This is a genomic window from Sporichthya brevicatena, from assembly GCF_039525035.1.
In the GTDB taxonomy this organism is placed as follows: Bacteria; Actinomycetota; Actinomycetes; order Sporichthyales; family Sporichthyaceae; genus Sporichthya; species Sporichthya brevicatena.
Genome location: NZ_BAAAHE010000004.1, coordinates 71,704 through 95,276, shown reverse-complemented (window position 1 = coordinate 95,276; position 23,573 = coordinate 71,704). Strand labels below are relative to the sequence as shown.

Annotated in this window: 23 protein-coding genes; 8 read left to right on the top strand and 15 right to left on the bottom strand. The window is 72.8% G+C overall.

The features are described 5' to 3' along the window. Window positions 1–47 precede the first annotated feature (47 nt). On the bottom strand, window positions 48–308 hold the full coding sequence (locus tag ABD401_RS01805) for a WhiB family transcriptional regulator (RefSeq protein ID WP_344600951.1): 261 nt from the start codon (window positions 306–308) through the stop codon (window positions 48–50). Window positions 309–522: 214 nt separating this feature from the next. On the opposite strand from ABD401_RS01805, the gene cofD reads away from it, so the two are divergent. Beyond that, on the top strand, window positions 523–1,494 hold the full coding sequence (gene cofD, locus ABD401_RS01800) for a 2-phospho-L-lactate transferase (protein WP_344600949.1): 972 nt from the start codon (window positions 523–525) through the stop codon (window positions 1,492–1,494). A gap of 20 nt (window positions 1,495–1,514) precedes the next feature. Next, window positions 1,515–2,813 carry a coenzyme F420-0:L-glutamate ligase gene (locus tag ABD401_RS01795; protein WP_344600947.1) on the top strand — a complete coding sequence of 433 codons (1,299 nt, stop codon included), beginning with the start codon at window positions 1,515–1,517 and terminating at the stop codon, window positions 2,811–2,813. A 107-nt stretch (window positions 2,814–2,920) separates the two neighbouring features. Here the strand turns inward: ABD401_RS01795 and ABD401_RS01790 are convergent, their stop codons facing one another. After that, on the bottom strand, window positions 2,921–3,835 hold the full coding sequence (locus ABD401_RS01790) for a DNA-3-methyladenine glycosylase family protein (protein ID WP_344600945.1): 915 nt from the start codon (window positions 3,833–3,835) through the stop codon (window positions 2,921–2,923). A 109-nt stretch (window positions 3,836–3,944) separates the two neighbouring features. On the opposite strand from ABD401_RS01790, the gene ABD401_RS01785 reads away from it, so the two are divergent. From ABD401_RS01785 to ABD401_RS01775, 3 genes are all read left to right on the top strand, one after another. Then, window positions 3,945–4,688, top strand: a complete 744-nt coding sequence (locus ABD401_RS01785) for a DUF3105 domain-containing protein (RefSeq protein ID WP_344600943.1) — start codon at window positions 3,945–3,947, stop codon at window positions 4,686–4,688. 162 nt (window positions 4,689–4,850) lie between these two features. Further along, window positions 4,851–5,627, top strand: coding sequence for a DUF3105 domain-containing protein (locus ABD401_RS01780; RefSeq protein ID WP_344600941.1), 777 nt, complete (start codon window positions 4,851–4,853; stop codon window positions 5,625–5,627). Window positions 5,628–5,679: 52 nt separating this feature from the next. Next, window positions 5,680–6,237 (top strand): PGPGW domain-containing protein, encoded by a 558-nt coding sequence (locus tag ABD401_RS01775; RefSeq protein WP_344600939.1) that lies wholly within the window; start codon window positions 5,680–5,682, stop codon window positions 6,235–6,237. Between the two features lie 33 nt (window positions 6,238–6,270). On the opposite strand, the gene manB is transcribed toward ABD401_RS01775, so the two are convergent. Both manB and ABD401_RS01765 read right to left on the bottom strand, forming a co-directional pair. After that, on the bottom strand, window positions 6,271–7,374 hold the full coding sequence (gene manB / locus ABD401_RS01770) for a mannose-1-phosphate guanylyltransferase (RefSeq protein WP_344600937.1): 1,104 nt from the start codon (window positions 7,372–7,374) through the stop codon (window positions 6,271–6,273). A gap of 10 nt (window positions 7,375–7,384) precedes the next feature. After that, a complete protein-coding gene (locus ABD401_RS01765; protein WP_344600935.1) occupies window positions 7,385–8,563 on the bottom strand; it encodes a glycosyltransferase family 4 protein in 1,179 nt (392 codons plus the stop codon). Window positions 8,564–8,714: 151 nt separating this feature from the next. On the opposite strand from ABD401_RS01765, the gene ABD401_RS01760 reads away from it, so the two are divergent. Then, the gene (locus ABD401_RS01760) at window positions 8,715–9,464 is read left to right on the top strand and encodes a TIGR03089 family protein (RefSeq protein ID WP_425566044.1); all 750 of its coding nucleotides are present in this window, start codon (window positions 8,715–8,717) and stop codon (window positions 9,462–9,464) included. Here the strand turns inward: ABD401_RS01760 and ABD401_RS01755 are convergent. From ABD401_RS01755 to ABD401_RS01730, 6 genes are all read right to left on the bottom strand, one after another. Further along, window positions 9,439–10,818 (bottom strand): peptidoglycan recognition protein family protein, encoded by a 1,380-nt coding sequence (locus tag ABD401_RS01755; protein WP_344600931.1) that lies wholly within the window; start codon window positions 10,816–10,818, stop codon window positions 9,439–9,441. The genes ABD401_RS01760 and ABD401_RS01755 overlap by 26 nt on opposite strands. 234 nt (window positions 10,819–11,052) lie before the next feature. Beyond that, window positions 11,053–12,192, bottom strand: a complete 1,140-nt coding sequence (locus ABD401_RS01750) for an ABC transporter ATP-binding protein (RefSeq protein WP_344600929.1) — start codon at window positions 12,190–12,192, stop codon at window positions 11,053–11,055. Then, on the bottom strand, window positions 12,192–12,995 hold the full coding sequence (locus ABD401_RS01745; RefSeq protein WP_344600927.1) for an ABC transporter permease: 804 nt from the start codon (window positions 12,993–12,995) through the stop codon (window positions 12,192–12,194). Before ABD401_RS01745 ends, ABD401_RS01750 begins: the two co-directional genes overlap by 1 nt. A gap of 64 nt (window positions 12,996–13,059) precedes the next feature. Beyond that, window positions 13,060–14,181 carry a glycosyltransferase gene (locus ABD401_RS01740; RefSeq protein ID WP_344600925.1) on the bottom strand — a complete coding sequence of 374 codons (1,122 nt, stop codon included), beginning with the start codon at window positions 14,179–14,181 and terminating at the stop codon, window positions 13,060–13,062. Then, window positions 14,181–15,233 carry a glycosyltransferase family 2 protein gene (locus ABD401_RS01735; RefSeq protein WP_344600923.1) on the bottom strand — a complete coding sequence of 351 codons (1,053 nt, stop codon included), beginning with the start codon at window positions 15,231–15,233 and terminating at the stop codon, window positions 14,181–14,183. The genes ABD401_RS01740 and ABD401_RS01735 overlap by 1 nt, the downstream gene beginning before the upstream one ends. Next, a complete protein-coding gene (locus tag ABD401_RS01730) occupies window positions 15,211–16,647 on the bottom strand; it encodes an LCP family protein (protein WP_344600921.1) in 1,437 nt (478 codons plus the stop codon). The genes ABD401_RS01735 and ABD401_RS01730 overlap by 23 nt, the downstream gene beginning before the upstream one ends. 249 nt (window positions 16,648–16,896) lie before the next feature. Between ABD401_RS01730 and ABD401_RS01725 the strand changes: the two genes are divergently transcribed. Next, window positions 16,897–18,213, top strand: coding sequence for a UDP-glucose dehydrogenase family protein (locus ABD401_RS01725; RefSeq protein WP_344600919.1), 1,317 nt, complete (start codon window positions 16,897–16,899; stop codon window positions 18,211–18,213). A 95-nt stretch (window positions 18,214–18,308) separates the two neighbouring features. On the opposite strand, the gene ABD401_RS01720 is transcribed toward ABD401_RS01725, so the two are convergent. From ABD401_RS01720 to ABD401_RS01705, 4 genes are read right to left on the bottom strand one after another with little or no spacing between them, the layout of a single operon-like run. After that, window positions 18,309–19,628, bottom strand: coding sequence for a hypothetical protein (locus ABD401_RS01720; protein WP_344600917.1), 1,320 nt, complete (start codon window positions 19,626–19,628; stop codon window positions 18,309–18,311). An 11-nt stretch (window positions 19,629–19,639) separates the two neighbouring features. Continuing rightward, window positions 19,640–20,518, bottom strand: a complete 879-nt coding sequence (locus ABD401_RS01715; RefSeq protein WP_344600915.1) for a serine protease — start codon at window positions 20,516–20,518, stop codon at window positions 19,640–19,642. A 1-nt stretch (window position 20,519) separates the two neighbouring features. Continuing rightward, a complete protein-coding gene (gene purE / locus ABD401_RS01710) occupies window positions 20,520–21,023 on the bottom strand; it encodes a 5-(carboxyamino)imidazole ribonucleotide mutase (RefSeq protein ID WP_344600913.1) in 504 nt (167 codons plus the stop codon). After that, on the bottom strand, window positions 21,016–22,167 hold the full coding sequence (locus ABD401_RS01705; RefSeq protein WP_344600911.1) for a 5-(carboxyamino)imidazole ribonucleotide synthase: 1,152 nt from the start codon (window positions 22,165–22,167) through the stop codon (window positions 21,016–21,018). The genes purE and ABD401_RS01705 overlap by 8 nt, the downstream gene beginning before the upstream one ends. 120 nt (window positions 22,168–22,287) lie before the next feature. On the opposite strand from ABD401_RS01705, the gene ABD401_RS01700 reads away from it, so the two are divergent. Further along, entirely contained in the window at window positions 22,288–22,782 is a 495-nt protein-coding gene (locus tag ABD401_RS01700; RefSeq protein ID WP_344600909.1) for a GtrA family protein, read from the top strand. Window positions 22,783–22,966: 184 nt separating this feature from the next. Here the strand turns inward: ABD401_RS01700 and ABD401_RS01695 are convergent, their stop codons facing one another. Beyond that, window positions 22,967–23,566 (bottom strand): LOG family protein, encoded by a 600-nt coding sequence (locus ABD401_RS01695; protein WP_344600907.1) that lies wholly within the window; start codon window positions 23,564–23,566, stop codon window positions 22,967–22,969. Between the last annotated feature and the right edge of the window lie 7 nt (window positions 23,567–23,573).

The following is a 23,573-nucleotide window of genomic DNA, read 5'->3' as shown; positions in this document are numbered from 1 at the left end:
GGCGGGCCCGAACCTCGGGCCCGCTCACCCGTTCCGCCGCTTTTGCGTCAGACCGCGCGCTTCTTCAGACGACGGCGCTCACGCTCGGACATGCCGCCCCAGATGCCGAAGCGCTCGTCGTGCCCCAGCGCGTACTCCAGGCAGTCGTTGCGGACCGTGCAGCCCAGGCACACCTTCTTCGCCTCCCGGGTCGATCCGCCCTTCTCCGGGAAGAAGGCCTCCGGATCCGTCTGGGCGCAGAGAGCCTGCTCCTGCCATGTCATCTCTCGCTCGACGCCCCCGAGCAAGGGGAGGAATACCTCACCCATCGCTGCCTCCTCGACCCTGGAAATCCACCCGTGTGTGGTCGTTCGCCGCTTGGCATACCCGCTGTTCTCGCGGCTATCCGCGGTGAACGACACGAGTGAAATTACACGCCTGAAAATCCGGTCCCGTCAACCCGGACGGTGATATTGACCCGTTCGGTGGGGGATGTCTCACCCGGTGGGTGATCCGGGTGTGGCCATTGGGACGATGACAGGCATGCGCATCACTGTCCTGGCCGGCGGAATCGGGGCCGCCCGCTTCCTCCGCGGACTGCTCGCCCACCTGCACGCGACCGTGCCCGGGGCCGAGGTCACGGTCGTCGGCAACACCGGCGACGACATCACCTTGTTCGGGCTCCACGTCAGCCCCGACCTCGACACCGTGATGTACACGCTCGGCGGCGGCATCCACCCTGACCAGGGCTGGGGCCGCGCGGACGAGACCCGCGCCGTCCAGGACGAGCTCGGTGCCTACGGCGAACCACCGGACTGGTTCGCGCTCGGCGACAAGGACATCGCGACCCACCTGGTCCGCACCCGGATGCTCCGCGAGGGCGCGACGCTGTCCGAGGCGACGGCCGCCCTCTGCGCCCGGTGGCAGCCCGGCGTGACGCTGCTGCCGATGACCGACGACCCCGTCACGACGCGAGTCGACATCGAGGACCCGAACGGAGTACTGCGCACCGTCCACTTCCAGGAGTACTGGGTCCGGCTGCACGCCGAGCCGGCGGCGCTGAAGATCCGCTTCGAAGGCGCCGAGGAGTCGCGCCCCGCGCCCGGCGTCCTGACCGCGATCGCCGAGGCCGACGTGATCGTGTTCCCGCCGTCGAACCCGGTGGTCAGCGTCGGGGCGATCCTCGCCGTGCCCGGCATCCGGTCCGCGGTGGCGGCGGCGACGGCCCCGGTCGTCGGGGTCTCCCCCATCATCGGCGGCGCCCCGGTGCGCGGCATGGCCGACAAGGTCCTCGCCGCGATCGGGGTCGAGACCTCCGCGGCGGCCGTCGCCCTCCACTACGGCCCGGACCTGCTCGACGGCTGGCTGGTCGACACGGCGGACGCCGCCGCGGCCGAGACCGTGGCCGCCGCCGGGATCGCCTCCCGCGCCGTCCCGCTGCGGATGACCGACGTCGACGCGACCGCCGCCATGGCCGCGGCCGCCCTCGAGCTCGTGCGGCGACCCGAGCAGTGACCCGAGCAGTGACCCGAGCAGTGACCGAGCTCCAGATCCGGCCGGTCCTCGGGATCGGCGAGGTGCGGCCGGGCGACGACCTGGCCGCGCTCGCCGCCGCGCACGCCGACCTGCAGGACGGCGACGTGCTCGTCGTCTCCAGCAAGGTCGTGAGCAAGGCCGAGGGCCGGATCCTCCGCGCCCCCGACCGGGAGGCGGCGATCGACGCCGAGGCGGTGCGGGTCGTCGCCTACCGCCGCGGGACGCGCATCGTGCAGACCCGGCACGGGCTGGTCCTCGCCGCGGCCGGGGTCGACGCCTCCAACACCGAGCCCGGCACCGTGCTGCTGCTGCCCGAGGATCCCGACGCCTCCGCCCGCGCCCTGCGCGCCGGGCTCCGGGAGCGCGGGTCGGACGTCGCGGTCGTGATCACCGACTCGCTCGGCCGGCCCTGGCGGCAGGGCGTCGTCGACGTCGCGATCGGCGTCGCCGGCCTCGCCCCGGCCGAGGACCTCCGCGGCGGCACGGACAGCTACGGCAACCTGCTCGAGGTGACGGTCGTCGCGACCGCGGACGAGGTCGCCGCCGCGGCCGAGCTGGTGAAGACCAAGCTCGGCGGGATCCCGATGGCGGTCGTCCGGGGCCTCACACACCTGACGACCCGTGAGGACGGCCCTGGCGCCCGCGCGCTGATCCGCCCGGCGGAGGACGACATGTTCTCCCTCGGTACCGCCGAGGCCCGGCGGACGGCCGTCACCAACCGGCGGACGGTGCGTCACTTCACCGACGATCCCGTCGATCCGGGCGCGGTTGACCGCGCCCTCGCCACCGCCCTGACCGCGCCGGCGCCGCACCACACGACCCCGTTCCGGTTCGTGCGGCTGACCTCGGCGGAGTCCCGGACGCGGCTGCTCGACGCGATGCACGAGGCCTGGGTCGCGGACCTGCGCGCCGACGGCATGACGGAGCATCAGATCGAGGTCCGCACCCGGCGGGGCGAGGTGCTTCGGCGCGCGCCGCTGATCGTCGTCCCCTGCGTCGTCCGGGACGGCGCGCACGCCTACCCCGACGCCGCCCGCTCCGCCGCCGAGCGGGACATGTTCACCGTCGCCGGCGGCGCCGCGGTCCAGAGCCTGCTGATCGCCCTCGCCGCGGAGGGCCTGGGCTCGGCCTGGGTCTCGTCCACCCTGTTCTGCCCCGAGGTCACCCGCACCGCCCTCGACCTCCCCGCCGACTGGGACCCCCTCGGCGCCGTCGCGATCGGCGTCCCCGCCGCTCCCCCGACCCCCCGTCCCGACCTCTCCCCCGACGCCCGGGCCCAGTTCCTCCGCGACCTCTGAGCCTCGCCCAACCTGCGGGATGACGTCCCGGGCGTGGCCCCTGTCGGCCCGGCGCAGGGCTGACAGGCCACCCGTACGGGACGTCATCCCGCAGGAGGGGCGCGTCGTCAGTGGTGGCGGTGGTCCTGGATGGTGAGGCGGGGGCCGTAGCGGGGGTTCGGGAGGCCGGAGAGCTCGATCAGCCGGGTGACGCGGTAGCGGTGGCCGGCGTAGGGCTCGAGGAGCTCGAGCATCCCGGCGTCGTCGACGCGGCGGCCGGTGAGGGCGACGCCGACGATGTGGGGCAGGTGGAAGTCGCCGATCGTGACGGCGTCGGGGTCGCCGTGGGAGCGCTGGCGGCACTCGGCGGAGGTCCAGACACCGATGCCGGGGAGAGCCCGCAGGCGCTGGTCGGCGACGGCGGAGCCGAGGGTGAGGGTCTCCTCCAGCCGCCCCGCGTACCGGCAGGCGGCGAGAACGGCCTTCGAGCGGGCGGGCTCGACGCCCGCGCGGTGCCACTCCCAGGAAGGGATGCGGGCCCAGGTCGCGGCGTCGGGCGGCACCGTCATCCCGGCCGGGGCCGGCCCGGGCGCCGGGTCACCGAAGCGCCGCACCAGCTCGCGCCAGGACGCGCGGGCCTGCCGACCGGTCACCTTCTGCTCGAGGATGCAGGGCACGAGGACCTCGACCACCAGGTCCGAGCGGGTGATCCGCCAGCCCGGGTTGCGGGCCGCGGCGTCCCGCAGGACGGGATGGACCGGGACGAAACCCGCGGCGTCGTCGTCCTCGCCGCACATCCGCGGGATGCGGTCGAGCAGCCACTCGGCCCCGGGCCCCCACGCCGAACCGACGACGGTCGACGTGCCCCGGCGCAGGGCGAGCCGGATCGTGCCCGGCCCCTCCGGGGTGCGGACGGCCCGCCAGATCGCGTTGTCGGCGTCCACCCGGTAGGCCGGGTCACCGGCGCCGCGCCGGAGCGGCCCGAGGGTGCGGTGCAGGTCCAGCGGACGGCTCGACCGCCACTCCCGCTCCGCGCCCGACACACGGCGAGTCTGCCCGACGTCCGGGCTTCCAAGACTCGCTCCGTAGACTCCGGCAGCGAAGTCGGCCACCCGACTGCCCTTGCCGAAGAGACGAGAAGGCTCACACACCGTGGCGAAGAAGAAGCAGACACCCCGCGCGGGAGCGGACCGCAAGGCACGGGTGGAGGAGCTCAAGCGGCAGCAGAAGGCGGCCGAACGCCGCAAGACGTTCCTCTTCGGCGGCGTCGGCATCCTGATCGCGGCCACGCTGATCGCGATCCCGGTCGTCTCGATCGTGAACAAGGACAAGGAGAAGAAGCGGGCGTTCGAGGAGCTCGGCGTCCCGACCGCGCTCGCCGCCTGCGACACGACCCAGACCGACAAGGTCGGGGCGAACGACGGCGACCACGAGAACGACCCGAGCGTCAAGATCGACTACGACACCGCGCCGCCGAGCCACGGCCGGCACTTCGCCGCCCCGGCGACGATCAACAGCCGCGGTTTCTACTCCAAGAGCGACGCCCCGCGCCTCGAGGAGCTCGTCCACAACCTCGAGCACGGCTACAACATCGTCTTCTACGACCCCGACGCCGTCACCGGCCAGCAGCTCGACGACCTCAAGACCCTCGCCGCCAAGTTCCGCGACGACAACGCGACGCGCAAGTTCATCGCGGTGCCGTGGGACGCCTCGCGCGGGAAGTTCCCGACGGGCAAGACGATCGCCATGGCCCACTGGGGCGCCCCGAAGGAGGACGGCGACTACTCGACCTCCACGGGCTACCGGCAGTACTGCGGTCAGGTCTCCGGCGGGGCGATCCGGGCCTTCGTCCAGGCGCACCCGTCCTCGGACTCGCCCGAGCCCAACACGATGTAGTTCGGGCTCCCGTCACCCATCCGGCTGACGTCTCGTCCGATATGCCCGACCCGCCGCGGTGGGGAAGGCCAAACGTGGCGTCAGACCGCTGAATCCGTCGTACGGTTGTCCCGGCGTGGCCGGGAACGGCCGTGCTCGCGGGGATGACGGGGAGGGGTCACGGTGTCGGACCGGACCACGGAGCAGGCGACGAGCTCGGGCGGCAACGTGCCCGCGGCGCGTGGGCAGTCGGCGTTCGAGGATCGCCGGCAGCGTATCGAGGCGCTCCGGGCGAAGAAGCGCCGGTCGGAGCGGATCCGCTCGACGGCGTTCATGCTCGTCATCCTGGTCGGAACCGGGGCGTTCTTCGCCAAGCCGGCCTACAAGTGGGTCGACAAGAAGTTCAACGACCCCCTCGACCGCTCGATCGCGTCCTTCGGCGTCCCCCTCGGTGACGCCGGCTGCGGGAAGATCACGCAGGACAAGGCCAGCGGCAGCCAGGACCACGTCCAGGTCGGGGTGCGCGTCGACTACGCCCACGTGCCGCCGAGCTCGGGCAAGCACTACTCCAACCCGGTCTCGTTCGCCGCGACGCCGTTCTTCACCACGAAGGACAACCCGCCGGTCGAGAACCTCGTGCACAACATGGAGCACGGCTACTCGATCCTCTGGTACGACCCGGAGATCAAGGGCGGCGACCTCGACGAGATCGAGGACCTCGCCAAGCGCCTGCGCGACGACGCGAAGTACCAACAGTTCATCGCGACGCCCTGGGACCCGACCTACGGCGACTTCCCGTCGGGCAAGTTCATCGCGCTGACGCACTGGAGCGCCCCGGACCCGAAGACCGGCCAGGGCTTCGGCCACCGCCTCTTCTGCGAGCGTCTGTCCGGCCAGGCCGTCCAGGACTTCATGGACAAGTACCCCGCCACTGATGCCCCCGAGCGCAACATCCGCTGATCTGCGGGGCCAGGCGGGCGCCTGCTCCGCGCAGACCCGTTAGATTCGTCAGGTGAGTCGAGCCGTGCCCGAGGACCCCTCGCCCGAGGAGCTCGCCGAGCTGCTCGAGATCGCCGAGGACGACGACCTCCGCGATCTCCGACCGGACCCGACCGACTCGCGCGTGGTCGCGGACGCGAAGAAGCGCCGGCGGACGGTCCTGCTCGCCCGCAAGATCGGGATCGCGCTGGTCGGCGGCATGGTCCTCGCGGCGGGCATCGTGATGATCCCGCTGCCCGGGCCCGGGTGGCTCGTCGTGGTCTTCGGGCTGTGGATCCTCAGCTTCGAGTTCCGGTGGGCCGAGCGGCTCTTCGACCAGATCCACGACAAGGTCATCGACGCCGCGCACCTCGCCGCGTCGAACAAGTGGGGTACTGCGCTCTCGGTCCTGTCGGCGTGCAGCATCATCGCCGCCGGGGTGGTCTGGTGGCTCTGGGACGACCTCCCCTACAGCAGCTGGTACTCGGGCCTGGCGCTGAGCGTCAGTGGGGTCGTCGCCCTGTTCACCATCTGGTGGGCCGCGAACGACCTGAAGAAGAAGCGCGCCCGGCTCGCTGCCGGCTCGGGCTGAGTTCCCCGGCGCCGCCGGACGACTGACGCGACGTCAGGCGCCGGGCGAGAACCGGATCGTGGCGTCCGGCAGCACCGCGGAGGCCCACAGCCGCGCGCCCGCCGCGAGTTCGTTGTCGTTGCCCACGAGCGACTGATCGCCGAGGACCGCGTCGGTGAGCGCCGACCGCTCCCCCACGCGCGCCCCGGCCCCGAGCACGCTGCTGCGCACCTCGGCGCCGGCGGCGACCCACACGTTCTCGAACAGCACCGACCCGGAGATGACGGCGCCCGCCGAGATCACGCAGCCGGGCCCGATCACCGAGCCGTCGCCGACCTGGGCGTCCTCGGCCACGAGCGCGTCGGGGGCGATCAGCGCCGGTCCGGGCGCCGCGACGGCCGGCGAGCGCAGGACACCGCGCACCAGGTCCGCCGAGCCGCGGACGAACGCGGCCGGGGTCCCGACGTCGAGCCAGTAGGCGTCCTCGCGGTAGCCCTGGACGCGGCTGCCCGCGGCGAGCAGGCCGGGGAACGTCTCGCGCTCGACCGAGACCGGACGCCCGGTCGGGATCGTCTCGAGGACGTCGCGCCGGAAGATGTAGCAGCCCGCGTTGATCTGGTCGGTGACCGGCTCCGGGGTCTTCTCCAGGAACGCGGTGACCCGGCCGTCGGCCTCCGTCGGGACACAGCCGAAGGCCCGCGGGTCCTCGACGCCGACCAGGTGCAGCGTGACCGCGGCGTCGACCTCGCGGTGCATCCGTAGCTGCGCGGTCAGGTCGTGGCCGGACAGGACGTCCCCGTTGAGGATGACCACCGGGGTGTCCGGGCCGCCGGTCAGCCGGTCGGCGACGTTGCGGATGCCGCCGCCGGTCCCGAGCGGCTCGGTCTCGGTGACGTAGTCGATCGCGAGCCCGAGCTCGCCGCCGTCGCCGTAGTGCTCGGCGAAGACCTCGGCGCGGTACGACGTGGCGAGCACGACGTGCTCGATGCCGGTCTCCGCCAGCCGCAGGAGCTGATGGGTCAGGAAGGGCACGCCCGCGCACGGCAGCATGGGCTTGGGTGTGGTCAGCGTGAGCGGCCGCAGGCGGCTGCCCTGACCGCCGACGAGGATGACCGCCTCGGCCTGCGCCGCGAGCGGGTCCGCGGCCGGATCTGCCATGTCGACCCGCTCAGCCCGCCTGCGGACGGGCGCTGCTCGGGTCGCCCGCCTCGCTCGAGGACGCGACGCCGGCGGCGCGGGCGTAGGTCTCGAGGTGGATCTGCGCCGACTTGCTCCAGCTGAACAGCTGCGAGCGGGCGGTCGCGGCCTCGGACAGCGAGCGCCGGCGGTCCTCGTCCTCCAGCAGGCGCCGCAGGTTGCGCGCGATGCAGTCGGCGTCCGGCTCGGTGTAGGCCGCGGCCTCGCCGCCGACCTCCGGCAGCGAGAGCCGGCGGGCGATGAGCACCGCGGCGCCGCAGGCCATCGCCTCGAGCGTCGGGAAGCCGAAGCCCTCGCTGCGGCTCGGGAACGCCATGACGGTGGCGCCGCCCATGAAGCCGGGCAGGTCACCGGCGCGCAGGTAGCCCGGGCGCACCAGGCGGAGCCCGGGCGGCACCTCGTTCACGGCCTCCACGACGGCGGGGTCCGGCGTCGAGGAGCCGGCGAGCACCAGCGCGGGCGGCTCGTCCATCTCGGACGCGGCGAGCACCCAGCCGCGGATGAGTTCGGGGATGTTCTTGCGGCTCGACATCTCGCCGAGCGAACCGACGTACGGCATGCCGTGCAGACCGAGGCGCTGCGCGACCCGGTCGCGCTCGGCGTCCGTCGGCGGACGGAACATGGTCGTGTCGATGCCGTGGTACGCGACGTCCACGCGCGCCGGGTCGGCGTCGAAGAGCCGGACGAGCTCGTCACGGGTCGCCCGCGAGGGAACGAGAAACCGCGTCGCCAGCTCGAGCGAGGAGCGGGTCGCGCGGCGGTAGAACTCCGCACGCTCGTCCGCGTAGTACGCCGGGTTGTGGAACACCGAGGCGTCGTGGATGGTCACGACGACAGGGACCGGGGACGCCGCCGGCATCGAGTAGAACGGGCAGTGGATGACGTCGGCGCCGATCTGCTGCGCGAGCGCGGGCAGGCCTTCCTGCTCCCAGGCCAGCCGCTCGGGGCGGTGGCTGATGTTGCTCGGGGCGGGCAGGACGGTGGCCGCCGGGGCCAGCCGGGACAGCCGGTCGGCGTCGGGACGCTGACAGGCGATGCCGAGGTCCGCGCCGGCTTCGGCCAGCGCGGGCAGCAGTCCGTCGATGTAGCGGCCCAGACCGCCACGGTCGGCGGGGACGGCGGTGGCGTCGACGAGCACGCGGGGCGCCACGGGAACTCCTTGCAGGGGGATGGATGCAGCGGGCGGGACATGAACGCCGGCGGGCCGGGTGTGTGGTGCAGGGACCCGTCCCGCCGGTCCTGGGCAAAGCCTACGCCGCCGTGCCGCACGGCGCGGCGGCACAGCGGTGAACGTGCGGCGAATAGGCTCCGGCTCCATGACCCCGGCGGACCTGCTGCGGGCGGCCGCCCGCCCCGACCCGGCGCGGCCGTTCGTGACCTTCTACGACGACGCGACCGGCGAGCGCGTCGAGCTGTCCTTCACCACCGCGGACAACTGGATCGCGAAGACGGCGAACATGATCGTCGAGGACCTCGCCGCGCGGCCGGGTGACCGGATCGCCCTGCTGCTCCCGACGCACTGGCAGACCGTGGTCTGGTACCTGGCCTGCTGGACCGCCGGTGTCGTGGTCGCCCCCGACGGCGACCCGACCGAGGCCGAGCACGTCGTCACGGACCCGGACGGGGTCGAGCGCGCCGCCGCCTGCCGGGGCGAGCGTGTGCTGGTCCCGATGCGCCCGTTCGGCGCCCCCGCGCTCGAACTGCCGGCCGGGTTCTACGACTACGCCGCCGAGGTCCCCGCCTACGGCGACCAGTTCGCCCCGTGGGCCCCGGTCTCCGGCGAGGACGCCGCGCTCGTCCGCGCCGGCGGGACGGCCACCGGTGCCGACCTCGTCGCCGTGGCCCGCGCGACCGCCACGGAGTGGGGCCTGACCGGCGCCGACCGCGTCCTCGTGACCGCCGAACTCCGGACGCCCGAGGGGCTGATGGCCGGCCTGCTCGCCCCGCTCGCGGTCGGGGCCTCGGTCGTCCTGTGCCGCAACGCCGACCCGGCCGCGCTCCCCCGCCGGATCGAGACCGAGCGGGTCACCCGGACGTTGCCGCCGGACTGACGCCCTCGTCGGTGGGCTCGCTGTCCCCCGCCTCGTCGGGCTCGTGTCCCCCGGCGGGGTTCGCACCGTCCGCGGGCGGCACCGGCGTCGCGCCGGGGCTCGGCTCGGGCAGCGAGGGCCCGAACGGCGACTCCTCGACGAGGATGTCCCGGACCTGGCTGCGGATCGTGGGCAGCTGGGCGTACAGGAGCGCGCCGGGGCACTCGGTGCGCCCGGCGTCGCGGTGCGCCGAGACGCGGACGAAGTCCACGTGCGTCCCCGACTTGTAGCGCGAGGTGCCGCCGCCCTCGGAGATCAGCTCGACGGTCGCGAGCGGGTCGAGCACGGTGCCGTCCCCGGTGAGCCCGAACTTCCAGGCGATGATGCGCGCGACCGCGGCCAGGGTCTCGGGCGTCGGGGCCGTCCTCGTGTAGTCGCCCAGGACCGAGACACCGAAGCTGTTCTTGTTGAACCCGCCGGTGTGGGCGCCGAGCACCGCGCGGTCGATGCCGCCGGCGCGGCCCTCCCAGATCCGCCCGAACTTGTCGACGAGGAAGTTGTAGCCGACGTCGGACCAGCCGCGGCCCTTCACGTGGTACGCGAAGATCCCGCGCAGGATCTTCGGCACCTCGGCCGGGGTGTAGTCGTTGGTGCCGGCGGTGTGGTGGACGAACGCGGCCTGGATCCTGCCGGTGTAGCGCGGCTTGCCCTTGCGCAGCTTCTCGTCCGCACCCCAGTCCTTGCGGCGGTAGACCGTCGGCCAGGCGATCGTCGCGTGCGCCTGCGAGGCCACCCGCGGCACCGAGCCGACGTCGGCGTCCGCCGCGGAGCGACCGGGGTCGACGAGCACAGCACGCAGGCCGGTCAGCGCCGCCTGGTCGACGTGGTCGAGGCGGACCTGGAACGCGTCGGCGTTGCCCACCCACAGCGGCGCGGTCCCCAGCCGCCGGGCCGCGCGGTCGGTCCGGCCCGCCGGGTCGGCCGACGCGTCCGCCGCGGCGGCGTCGACGTCCCCGTCCGGCCCGTCGCCGTCGGCCTCCAGCGCGGTCCAGTCCGACCAGGTTCCGTCCGCGCGGGTGCGGACGCTGAGCTGGGGCCCGACGTCGGAGTCGTGGCCGTCCGGCGCTCCGGCGACCGACGCGCCTGGGACCGGCCGGTCCCAGGTGAGCCCGAGCAGCGCGAACGCGGGAGCCGGGATCGGCGCCAACGTGGTGGCACCGGCGGACAGTCCGGCCGGCAGGACGAGGGGCACCTCGGAGATCCGGGGCTCGACGACGTGCGCGGACACCCGGCCCGGGAGCTCCACGACGGGAGCGGCGACGGACGCCGTCGACGCTGCGAGCGTGAGGACGAGCAGGGTGGGCGCCAGGCGCATAATGCGCAACTCCTGTGACGAAAGTGTTCTTTGTTTCTGCTGTTACGGATGGGATCAAATCCCACCGCAACTCCCGTCACAATGGGCGAGCGCGAATTACAAACCTGGAATTAGGACGGCGCTCGCACGGCGCTGACCTGCGGTTTCGCGGTTCGGGAGCGAAGATTTCGCGCTGACCAGCAGAAATACTTCGGTGTCATTCCGACCTCGGCGAGAAATGCGCCGGCGGTCACCTCAGGAGTCGGTGCGCGAATTCTCCGCCCGACCGGGTTCACCGGCGGGCCGCTCCTCGACCGGGACCTCGAGGGTCAGCTGACCCTCGATCTGGGCGACGGTCTCGGCCGACGCGGCGCCACTCCCCTGCGCCGGCACGGCCTTCGGCGCCGCCGGGGCCGGCGAGGCGGCAGCAGGCGAGGCGGCAGCAGGCGAGGCGGCAGCAGGCGTCGCGACAGCGGGCCCGGCAGCAGGCCCAGCAGCAGGCCCGGCGGCCGGCTTCACCGCGGTACCCCCGCCGTCCTGGGCGTCGAGCTTGGCGCGCCGGGCGTCGCGGCGGGCGCGACGGGCCATCGCCTCGCGTTCGCGCTCGGCCTCCTCGTCGACCGCTTTCTCCACGTCGGAGATGTAGTGCTCGAGGACCTCGTTGACCGGGCCGTCGTGGATGAGCCGGCCGTGCTGGAGGTAGAGCCCGCGCTTGCAGAAGCGCTCGATCTGGGACTCCGAGTGGGAGACCAGAACGATCGTCTTGCCGGAGTTGCGGAGCTCCTCCATGCGGTTGAAGCACTTCTGCCGGAAGGCACGGTCGCCGACGGAGAGGACCTCGTCGACGAGGACGATCGGCCGGTCGATGCTGGTGATGACCGAGAACCCGACCTTGGCCTTCATCCCGCTGGAGAGGTGCCGCAGCGGGGTGTCGAGCCGGTGCCCGATCTCGGCCCACTCGACGATCTCGTCGAAACGCGCCGCGATCTGGCGCTTGGTCAATCCCTTCAACCCGGCGGCGAGCCAGATGTTGTCGCGCACGGTCAGGTCGCCGACGAACCCGCCGGTCACCTCGATCATGGGCGCGACCGGGCCGCGGACCTTGACCGCACCCTCGTCCGGGATCATCACGCCGGCGATCAGCTTGAGCAGGGTCGACTTGCCGTGGCCGTTGCGGCCGACCAGGCCGACCGCCTCGCCGTCCGCGACGGTGAACGAGACGTCCCGCAGCGCCCAGAACTCGTCCGGGCCCCGCTCGCGCCGCATCCGCCGGCCGTCGGGCGTGAAGCTCTCCCGCACGCGGGTGCGGAACGGCTTCTGCCGGTTGGTGCGGAACTTGATCCCGACGTCCCGGACCTCGATCAGCGGCGCCGGCTTCCGCTTGCGCGCGGCCATCAGATCTCCTTCAGCACGGCCGGCTCGAGCTTTCGGAAGATGTAGACGCCGAAGGCCAGGATCACCAGGCAGGAGATGCCGCCGCGAACGGCCACCAGGAACGGCAGCTCATCGTCCGGGAACACGCTCAGGCGGTACAGCGTGAAGATCGTGGTGAAGGGGTTCCAGCCGTAGATCTCCTTCATGATCCCGGGGATGTTCTCGTTGTCGAAGATCGCGAACGCGCCGTAGATGACCGGGCACATGTACATCAGGACGCGGTTGGTCACGCGCATCAACCGCTCGGTGTCCGGCACCAGGACGGCCACCGGGGCGAGCGTGAGCGCGATGCCGAGCAGCACGGTCCACTGCATGGCCATCGCGATCGGGAAGAACACGACCTGCCAGTGGATGTCCTGCCCGTAGGCGTAGATGAAGACGACGAGCACGGGGAGGGTGAAGACGTACTCGACGAACTTCGACCCGATCATCCGCAGGATCCACGTCTCCCGTGGGACGTCGACGGAGCGGATCAGCCGCGCCTCTCCCGCGAGGGCACGGGTCGAGCCGGAGATGCACCCGCTGGCCCACTGGAACGGCATCATCGCCAGTAACAGGTAGAGCAGGTAGGGATCGCCGGCGATGTCCTTGCTGCGGTTGAAGACGACGTCGAAGACGAACCAGTAGACGAGCCCCATCAGCAGGGGGTCGAGGACGGTCCAGACGTAGCCGAGCGCCGAGTCGGAGTAGCGGACCTTGAGGTCGCGGCCGATGAGCAGGAACAGGATTCGGCGGCGTTGCACGATCGCGCGTACGCGCCTCACGGCCCCCGCTCCCCTTCCCGCTGGCTTCCCCGGTCGGCGGGGACACAGAAACTCGCTGGTCAGGTTAGCTCGCGCCCGGACCCAATCCTGCGAAGACGTCCAGCATCAGGGTCGCATTCCGGACCCATGTGTACGAACTCACGGCGTGGTCCCGCGCCGCGGCCCCCATCCGGGCCCGACGGGCCGGGTCGTCGCGCAGCGCGGCGAGCCGGTTCGCGAGCGTCGCCGCGTCCGCCGGCGGGACGACGAAGCCGGTCTCGCCGTCGCGCACGAACTCGGCCAGCGCGCCCGTCCCGGCGGCCACGACCGGCACTCCGCACGCCTGGCCCTGCAGGGCGACCAGGGCGCGGCCGTCGCGGTCGGTACCGACGACGAGGGCGTCCAGGCGCGCCAGCGCCCCGGGCAGGCCGGCGTCGGCGGAGCCGAGCACGACGAGGTCGGCCGGGTCCGCCCCGGGCCGGTCGGTCAGCTCCTGGTGCGCCCGCTCGAGGGTCTGCCGGTCCAGACCGGCGCGCGGGGCGGGGACGGTGCCGATCAGGAAGCGCCCGTCCGGCGGACGCGGCGCCGGCACGAACCGGTCGGTGTCGACGCCGAGCGGCGTGACCGAGACCGGCGCGTCGGTGTGCCGGCCGACGGCCGCGGCCAGCAGCCGGCTGGTGGCACACACGGCGTCGGCCCGCCGCAGTGCCAGCTCGAGCGCCCGACGCCCCGCGGCGGAGGAGACACCGACGTCGGCCGTGAGGTCCGCACCCGCGAGGACGACGTAGGGGTGCCGGTCCGCGAGCGCCGCCAGCAGCCCGTAGGGGCCGCCCAGGTGGACGGCCAGCACGTCGGGCCGGGCCTGGTCGAGCAGGGCCCGCAGGCGCGTCACGGCACGGGGCGAGGGGACCTCACCGCGCAGCGTGGGCAGGTAGGCGGTCCGCACGAGCGGCGGCAGCGGCGCCGGAGCCCCGGCCGCCGGGAGGCTGATCGCGTAGACCTCGATCCCCTGCCCGGCGTAGAACTCGATCCACCGGCGGGTGTGCGGGCTCTCGACCGGCGCGAGCAGGGCCACCCGCATCCGGCGCTCGGAACGCTCGTACGGCCCGGGGCCGGCGGTGTGGGTGCGTCGACGCAACTGCTCGACGTCGGTCACCAGTCGTTCCGCGCGTTCGTCCCGCGCACGCCGCCCGCGGAGCCCGGTCATCAGAGTTCCGAGCCGGGGTCCGGTCCGGGCTCGGGCGCGAGGTCGCGCGGACTGAGCAGGTAGCCCATGCCCCAGGACATGTGCATGGTCGCGTAGACGGCGGGCAGCGCGGCGGCAGCCGACGGGGGCAGGCCGCGACTGGTGGCGGCGGAACCGGCCACGACCGCGGCGAGGTACCCGAGCGGGCCGAGCAGGCCGACCCGGTGCCCGGTCAACGCCAGCGCCGTCCCGCCCACGACGCCGAGCACCGCGACCGGGGCCGCGAGGTAACGCGCGCTGGCGGTGTCGGGGTGCCGGCGGACCACTTCCCGGCGCCACTGGCCGGTCTTGAAGAACTGCTTCGACAACGCCCGCAGGTCCGCGCGGGGGCGGTAGGTGACCTGCATCTTCGGGGTGAACCAGACGACCCCGCCGGCACGGCGGATCCGGTAGTTCAGCTCCCAGTCCTGGGCGCGGCGCATGTGCTCGTCGAACCCGCCGACACGCTCGAGCATGTCCCGCCGGAACACCCCGAGGTAGACGGTGTCCGCCGGCCCGGCCTCGCCGCCGAGGTGGAAGCGGGCGCCGCCGATGCCGAACCAGCTGCTGTAGGCGCGGGCGACGGCCTGCTCGAACGGCGTGACGCCCTGCGCGGCCATGATCCCGCCGACGTTGTCCGCGCCCGTGGTGACCAGAACCTCGACGGCGGTGCGGACGTAGTCCGGCGGCAGGATCGCGTGCCCGTCGACGCGGACGACGACCGGTGCCGCGCTGGCGCCGATCGCGGCGTTGAGCCCGGCCGGGGTCGCCCCGGTCGGGTTCCGCACGGTGCGGATCCGCGGATCGGCGGCCGCGAGTTCGGCGGCCACCTCGTCGGTGCCGTCCGTCGAGGGACCGAGCGCGAGCACGATCTCCATCTCGCCCGGGTAGTCCTGCGCGAGGATCGCCTCCACCGCCGTGCGCAGGTGCCGCCGCTCGTTCAGGACCGGCATCACGACCGCGACGGGCGGGGTGGCGCCGAGGATCCGACCGTCCTCGGCGACCCGGGGCTCAGGAATACCGGCAGGTGTCATCGAGCGCCGTCGCCTCGCCGGGGGTCGCCTTGATCGCGGCCGGCGTCGGGGTGGCCTTCTGCTTCTTCTTCTTGGGCGTCGCCGACGGCTGCGGCGCCGGGGTCGGGTCCGGCTGCTCGGCCGCGAGGAGGGCCTTCTGGACCTGCGCCCGGATGTAGCTCAGGTCCGGCGACGCGGGGTTGATCGCCGGCGGGATGAACTGGACGCTCACCATCTTCTGCTTCTTGGCGTCGTCGACGACGCCGATCAGGCGCTGCACGGCGTCGATCGACAGGTCGGTCGTGAGGACCTGGCGGGACGCCGAGGTGAGCTTGGAGTACTTCAGCAGGATCGTGCCCGGGTCCGCCGCCCGCAGGATCGCGCCCATCACGCACTTCTGGCGGGTGATGCGCGCGTAGTCGTCGGAGGTCGCGCGGGAGCGGGCGTACCAGAGGGCCTTGTAGCCGGAGAGCTTCTGCAGGCCCGGCTCGATCCAGCCGCGGATCGGCATCGTGACGCCCTGCAGGTTCTTGCCGCCCCCGATCGGCAGACGCTGCTCGACGCGGAGGGTGACGCCGCCCAGGGCGTTGACCAGGTTCTCGAACCCAGCCAGGTTCACCAGCGCGTAATAGTGGACCGGGATGCCGAGCGTCTGGGCGACGGCCTGCTGGACCGCGAGGGCGCCCGGGTCCTTGGCGCCGCGGAACAGCTCGGGGTGCTCGGCGCCGTAGGTGTAGATGCCGAAGAAGAAGTCCGGGAAGCCGTTGGGGAACTTCGCGTCCATCGGCGTGCCGGGCGGGAACTGCGCGTACTGCATGTTCCGCGGCAGCGAGAACAGCACCGTCTTGCCGTTCGAGACGTCGATGCTCGCCAGCGTGATCGAGTCGGTGCGGATGCCCTCGCGGTTGTCCCCGCCGTCGCCGCCGAGCAGCAGGATGTTGAGCCGGCCCTTGTAGAGGTCGCGGATGCCGCCGTCGGTGAACGTCCGCTCCAGGAAGTCGCGGTGCGTCTGGATCAGGTTCGCGCTGTACGCGGCGGGGGTGGCGACCAGCGCCATCAGCACCAGCGAGAGCACCGAGACCGTCAGGCGGTGCGACCGGACGAGCTCCGGCGGGCGGCCCAGGCGCCAGGCGTCCATGAACAGCGCCAGCCAGCACAGGCCGAGCACGACGATGCCGGTCTGGAGCGAGACCAGGGCCCAGGACTCGAACCCGAGTTCGAGCAGGCCCTCCTTGCCCTCGATCCAGTAGACGACCAGGGCCCCGACCATGAGCAGGCCCACGATCCGGAGCGCGGCGCGGCCCACGACCTTGTTGCCGCACATGAGCTGGGCCGAACCGGGCAGCACGAGCGTCATCGCGAGCAGCACGAGCGCCCGGCGGAAGCGGACCCGCTCCGACTTCCGGGCGACATCGGCCAGCTTTCCGCTCTGCACGACGCGCGTTCTCCTTCGTACGGGGGCAGCCGGATTCCCTGACGAGCTTCCCGACGCGATTCTCAGTATCAACACGCGGGCGGCGCGTGACGTGCATATCGTCGCGAGTCGTCCTGTGGAGATGCTTTTGAGACGATCAAGCGAGCGTCACGAGGGGTCCGAACGGAGCAATCCGGCCGGCTCCGGCGTCCTGCCACCGGCCACGCCGGTGGGGCTGGCAGCATGAGTTCCAGCATAAGGAGGGGGCGCGTGCCTCGATTGACGGTTCTCGGGACCGGTTACCTCGGTGTCACCCACGCCGCCTGCATGGCGGAGCTGGGCTTCGACGTGCTCGGCATGGACGTGGACGAGTCGAAGATCGCTCGCCTGTCCGCCGGGGAGGTGCCGTTCTACGAGCCCGACCTGGAGCCCCTGGTCGCCAAGCACCTCGACAGCGGCAAACTCCGGTTCACGACCTCCTACGAGGAGATCGCCGAGTTCGGCGACGTCCACTTCACCTGCGTCGGCACCCCGCAGAAGCGGGGGGATCTCGGCGCGGACCTCACCCAGGTGGACGCGGTGATCGCCGGCCTGGCCCCGCACCTGCGTCGCCCCTGCCTGGTCGTCGGCAAGTCCACCGTCCCGGTCGGGACCGCCGCGCGGCTCGCCGAGTACCTGCGCACCCACGCCCCGGCCGGCGACGCCGCCGAGTTGGCGTGGAACCCCGAGTTCCTGCGGGAGGGTTTCGCGGTCCTCGACACGCTCAAGCCCGACCGTCTCGTCGTCGGCGTGCGCTCGGCGGTGGCCGAGGCGACGCTGCGCGAGGTCTACGCGGACCTGATCGACGCCGGCATCCCGTTCCTCGTCACCGACTTCGCGACCGCGGAGCTGGTGAAGGTGGCCGCCAACGCCTTCCTCGCCACGAAGATCTCCTTCATCAACGCGATGGCCGAGGTCTGCGAGGCCGCCGGCGCGGACGTCACCGCCCTGGCGGACGCGATCGGCCACGACCCGCGCATCGGGCGCCGGTTCCTCAACGCCGGCCTGGGCTTCGGCGGCGGTTGCCTGCCCAAGGACATCCGGGCGTTCATGGCGCGGGCGGGTGAACTCGGCGCGGCCGAGGCCCTGACGTTCCTCCGCGAGGTCGACGCCATCAACATGCGGCGCCGGGTCCGCACCGTCGAGCTCGCCCGCGAGGCGTGCGGCGGCGCCCTGCTCGGCCGCCGGATCGGCGTCCTCGGCGCGGCGTTCAAGCCGAACTCCGACGACGTCCGGGACTCCCCCGCGCTCTCGGTCGCCGGGCAGCTCCAGCTCCAGGGCGCGCTGGTCTCGGTCTACGACCCGAAGGCGATGGACAACGCCGCCGCGCTGTTCCCGACGCTGGCCTACGCCCCCTCCGCGGTCGACGCCTGCCGGGGCGCGGACCTCGTCCTCCACGTCACCGAGTGGCCCGAGTTCCTCGCGATCGACCCCGCCGTCCTCGGCGAGGTCGTCGGCAGCCGCGTCATCCTCGACGCCCGCAACGCCCTCGACCCCGACCGCTGGCGTGAGGCGGGCTGGACCTACCGGAGCCTCGGCCGCCCCTGACCCCCAGACTCCCGAAAGTGCAGTACGGCACGCAGATTTTGCGTTCGCGGGTGCCGTCGTGCGCTTTCGGGAGGACGAAGCACACGGCGCGGCGGTCAGGGCTTGAGCGTGTCCCCGGGGTCGCCCTGCAGCTTGTCGACGCCGGGACCGCCGACGAGGGTGTCCTTGCCCTCGCCCCCGACCAGGCGGTCGTTGCCGGCCTGGCCGCGCAAGTCGTCGTCGCCGAGGTCGCCGAAGAGCTGGTCGTTGCCCGGGCCACCGCGGAGCTTGTCGTTGCCCGCGCCGCCGCAGAGGATGTCGTTCCCCGCGAGACCCCGGAGGACGTCGTCGCCGCCGAGGCCGCGGATCAAATCCTTGCCCCGGGTCCCGGTGAGGACGTCGTTGCCGGCAGTGCCGACCTTGAGCTTGTACCCCTTGGGCACGGGCGCACCGGCCTTGCAGGCGGGGTGCGTCGGGCCGGAGCCGGGGCGGCCCCAGTCCCAGGCGGTGTCCTCGCCCGGGCCGACGATCAGGGGCGCGGCCGCACCGGTACCGCTCGCGTCAGCGACGAACACGTCACCGTTGTCGCCGTTGCGGGCGGTCGTGAACGCGACGCGCGTGCCGTCCGGGGAGAAGAAGGAGTACTGGTCCTTGGCGACGTCGCCGTCGACCGTGCGCGCGTTCGAGCCGTCGGCGTTCGCGACCCGGACGGCGAGGTGGCCGGGCGGGTCGAGCGTGTAGGTGATGCGCTTTCCGTCGGGCGAGTACCGCGGGTAGAACGCGCGGCCGGCCTTCAGGTTGGTGACGTTCCGCCGGTCGCTGCCGTCCGGCTTCATCGACCAGACGTCGACCGCGTTCGGGCCCTCGGCGCTGAACAGCAGCCGGGAACCGTTCGGCGCGTAGGCCGGGTAGGCCTCGTTGGTGCCGGGTGTCCTCGTCAAGGCCCGCTGGCCGGCGCCGTCCGCCTTCATCGTCCACAGGTCGGTCGTCGAGCCGACCGTGCGCGTGTAGACGATGCGCGACCCGTCGGGTGAGAACACCGGGTGCGTCTCGACGTCGGCGGAGGTGGTGAGCCGCTTCTGGCCGGTGCCGTCGGCGTTCATCACCCAGATGTCGCTGCCGCCGTTGCGGGCGGAGGCGAAGACGATCCGATCCCCGTCGGCGGAGAAACTGGCGAACCGGTCGGCACCCTGAGCCTTCGTCAGCTGCTTGAGGTTGGAGCCGTCCGGGTTCACGACCCACAGCTCGACGTCACCGCTGCGGGCGGAGGAGAACACGATCCGACCGTCGGTGTTCGTGGCCGGGGCGGCGCTCGGACCCGACTCGGCGCTGTTCGCCGGCGCGAGCGGCACCAGTCCGGTCAGCGCGAGGGCCGCGGCCAGGACGGCACCTCCGGCCGCGATCGACGGGGTCCGCCTCCGGTACGCAGCGCTCATGGGCGGAAACCCTATGGGGGTGGGTCGGGCGAGGCCAGAAGGGCGCGAAGCAGGACCGGGCCGGCGAACGCGCCGGTCCCCGGAACCAGGCGCAGCCCGCGGACGCCGCCGTGCCGTTCGGCGTACGCGAGGGCGCGGGCGATGTCGGTGATCGCGTTGCCGGCGGGCGGGTCGAGCGTGATCTCGGACAGGCTCCCGACGGCGCGGCCGGCCGGGTCCAGGTACGGACCGCCGGAGTCGCCGGGGACGCCCGGCGTGATCGAGTAGACGACGTGCACCCGCCCGCTCGGGTGGGTGCGGACGCCGAGGGTCTGCTTCGGCTCGATCAGCCGGACGCCCTGCCGCAGCGGGGACGCGCCCCACCCGGTGAGCAGGTCGCCGGGGCGGATCCCGTCGGTGTTGAGGTCGGTCGGGCCGCCGAACAACGGCACGGTCGGGTTGACCGCACCGATCGCGGACGCCGGGACCTGGATCAGCGCGAAGTCGTTGTACCGGCAGGTGTCCGGGTCCCGCTCCCCGACCTCGGGCATCGTCCGCCAGCTGGAGTAGACCAGCCGGCCGGAGATGCCGGTCTCCCCCAGCGGGACGCGCGTCCCGAGCGGGGCCTGCCGGCCGAACTCGCACGTGGTGGTGTCGAAGGGCGCGTTCTCGTCCGGGACGCGGGAGCAGTGCCCGGACTGGCCCAGGTACACCCGGCCGCGGTCGTCGGTGAACACGAAGTTCGCGGTGCACCGCCCGCCCGCGGTCTCGGTTCGTATCCCGGGCCGGATCGGGGCGGACAGGTCCCCGAACGCCGGACGCGTGGCCGGCCCCGCGGCGGCCGGCCCCGGGAGCGTGACCGCGACGAGCACGCCCGCGACGAGGGCGCCGAGCCGACGCGGGCGGTACACGTCAGAGCTTCCGGCCGCGCACCGCCGCGCCCTTGGCCCTGGCCTCCGCGTTGAGGTCGGCCTGGAACTGGCGCATCTTCGCCTGCAGCTCCGAGTCGCCGAGGGCGAGCATCCGGACCGCGAGGAGGCCGGCGTTGCGGGCGGCGCCGACGGCGACCGTCGCGACCGGCACCCCGGCGGGCATCTGGACGATCGAGAGCAGCGAGTCGAGCCCGTCGAGGTGCTTGAGCGGGACCGGGACGCCGATGACCGGCAGCGGCGTCACGGACGCGAGCATGCCGGGCAGGTGGGCCGCTCCCCCGGCGCCGGCGATGATCACCTGCAGGCCGCGATCGGCGGCGTTCTGGCCGTAGGCCAGCATCTCCGCCGGCATCCGGTGGGCGGAGACGACATCGGCCTCGTAAGGCACGTCGAACTGGCTCAGCGCCCCGGCGGCCGCCTCCATGACGGGCCAGTCCGAGTCGCTGCCCATGACGATCCCGACGACGGGTGCCGCGTCAGCCATCGATCTCTCCTCGCAGGAACGCCGCCGCGTGCCGGGCACGCTCGAGCAGGTCGTCGGGGTCGGCGCCGGTGACGGTCACGTGGCCGACCTTGCGGCCCGGGACCACGGTCTTGCCGTAGTTGTGGATGTGCAGGCCCGGGTCGTGGGCCAGGCAGTGGAGGTAGCCGCCATAGAGGTCACCGAAGCGCTCCGGGTCGTCGGAGCCGAGGACGTTCGCCATCACCGCGGCGGGCGCGGTCATCGCGACCTCCCCGAGCGGGAGGTCGAGCACGGCCCGCAGGTGCTGCTCGAACTGGCTCGTCGTCGCGCCCTCGATCGTCCAGTGGCCGCTGTTGTGGGGGCGCATCGCGAGTTCGTTGACCAGGACGCCGGCGGGGGTGTCGAACATCTCGACGGCCAGCATCCCGACGGTCTTGAGCTCGGCGGCGATCGCCAGAGCGGCCCGCTGGGCCGCGAGGGCGTGGTCCTCGTCGATCGCCGCCGGCGCGAGCACCTCGCGGCAGATGCCGTTGCGCTGCACGGTCTCGACGACCGGGTAGACCGCGGCCTGCCCGTGCGGGCTCCGGGCGACCTGGACGGCGAGCTCGCGGGTGTAGTCGACCCGGGCCTCGGCCAGGAGCGGGCCCCGCTCGAGCCAGTCCGCCGCCTCGGCCGCCGTCGCGACCACGCGGACGCCGCGGCCGTCGTAACCGCCGCGCGGGGTCTTCACGACGACCGGCCAGCCGATGCGGTCGCCGAACTCGGCGAGCTCGCCCGCCGTGGTGACCAGGGCCCAGTCCGGGCAGGGGACGCCGATGCCGGTCAGGCGCTCCCGCATGGCGAGCTTGTCCTGCGCGTGGACGAGCGCGTCCGCGCCGGGGCGGACCGCCACCCCGTCGGCCTCCAGCGCGCGCAGGTGGTCGGTCGGGACGTGCTCGTGGTCGAAGGTGATCACGTCGCAGCCCGCCGCGAACGCCCGGAGGGTGTCGAGGTCGTCATGGTCGCCGATCACGACGTCGGCCGCGATCTGCGCGGCGCTCTCCTCCGGGGAGGCGGCCAGGACCCGCAGGCGGACGTCGAGTGCGATCGCGGCCTGGGCGGTCATCCGGGCCAGCTGCCCGCCGCCGACCATGCCGACGACCGGGCGGCTCACCCTCGACACCATTGCAATGCGGTCACGAGCACACGCTAGCCGCCCGGTGAGGGCGCTTGAGACGGAAGGTGGACGGGTAGATTGGGCTCTCGAGTCGGGCGTCCGCCCGCGCATCTGGAGGACTGACGCCCCGTGAACTCTGCTCGTGGTCTCGCGCGGTCCCTCTACGCCCGGGTCGAGCACCTGCTTCACGAGATCGCCAAGTTCGGCATCGTCGGCGCGATCGCGTTCGTCGTCGACGTCGGCACGTTCAACCTCCTGCGCAACGGCGTGATGGACGACAAGCCGCTCACGGCCAAGATCGTCTCGACCGTCCTCGCCACCACCGTCGCGTTCGCCGGTAACCGGCAGTGGACGTTCAAGCACCGCGAGCGCAGCAACCTCCACCGCGAGTACGTCCTGTTCTTCGGGCTGAACGGCGTCGCCCTGCTGATCGCCCTCGCCTGCCTCGGCGTCTCCCACTACCTGCTGAACTTCACCAGCCCGCTCGCGGACAACATCTCCGCGAACATCGTCGGCATGGCCCTCGGGACGCTGTTCCGCTTCTGGTCCTACCGGAAGTTCGTCTTCACCGCCCCGGTGACCCGCGACACCCCCGCCGACGAACCCGAGCCCCTCGCGGCCTGAGCTGAACCTGCACAAGAGATGTCATCTCCAGTGCACTCGAGCCGGGCACAAGAGATGCCATCTCCCGCGCACGTGAAGAAAGGGTGACACCCCTTACTGCGCAGTAAGGGGTGTCACCCTTTCTTGACAGGTCGGCTGGTCGGCTGGTCAGCCGGCTGCTGGTCGACGGGCCGCGGGCGTGGGCCTAGGGCTCGGCCTCGAGGATTTCGGCCGGGTCGACGGCGGCCGCGGGGGCCGGGGTCGCCAGCTCGGACTCGATCGCGGCGAAGGCCGCGGGGACCGAGGTCGTCCAGCGGAGCAGTTCCGCGGAGGCGGGGCGCATGAACCCGCGGTCGACGAGGACGCGGATCTGTTCCCGGAGCGGGTCGTAGAGCCCGTCGGGGTCGAGGACGACCACGGGCCGGTCGTGCATCCGCAGCGTGCGGGCGACCCAGATCTCCAGCAGCTCCTCGAGGGTGCCGATCCCGCCGGGGAGGACGAGGAACGCGTCCGAGCGGTCGTCCATCTCCCCCTTGCGGGTGCGCATGTCGGGGGTGACGACGAGCTCGTCGGCGTCGTGGTCGGCGACCTCCCACTCCAGCAGGGCCTGGGGAATCACGCCGGTCGTGTGGGCTCCCCCGGCGCGGGCGGCGCGGGCGAGCGCGCCCATCGCGGAGATCGAGCCGCCGCCGGAGACGAGGGCGTGCCCGCGGGCAGCGAGCACCGCGCCGACCTCACCCGCGAGGTCGACGTAGTGCGGCGCGATCGCCTCGCTGGAGGCGCAGTAGACGCAGATCCGAGCCACGGCTGAC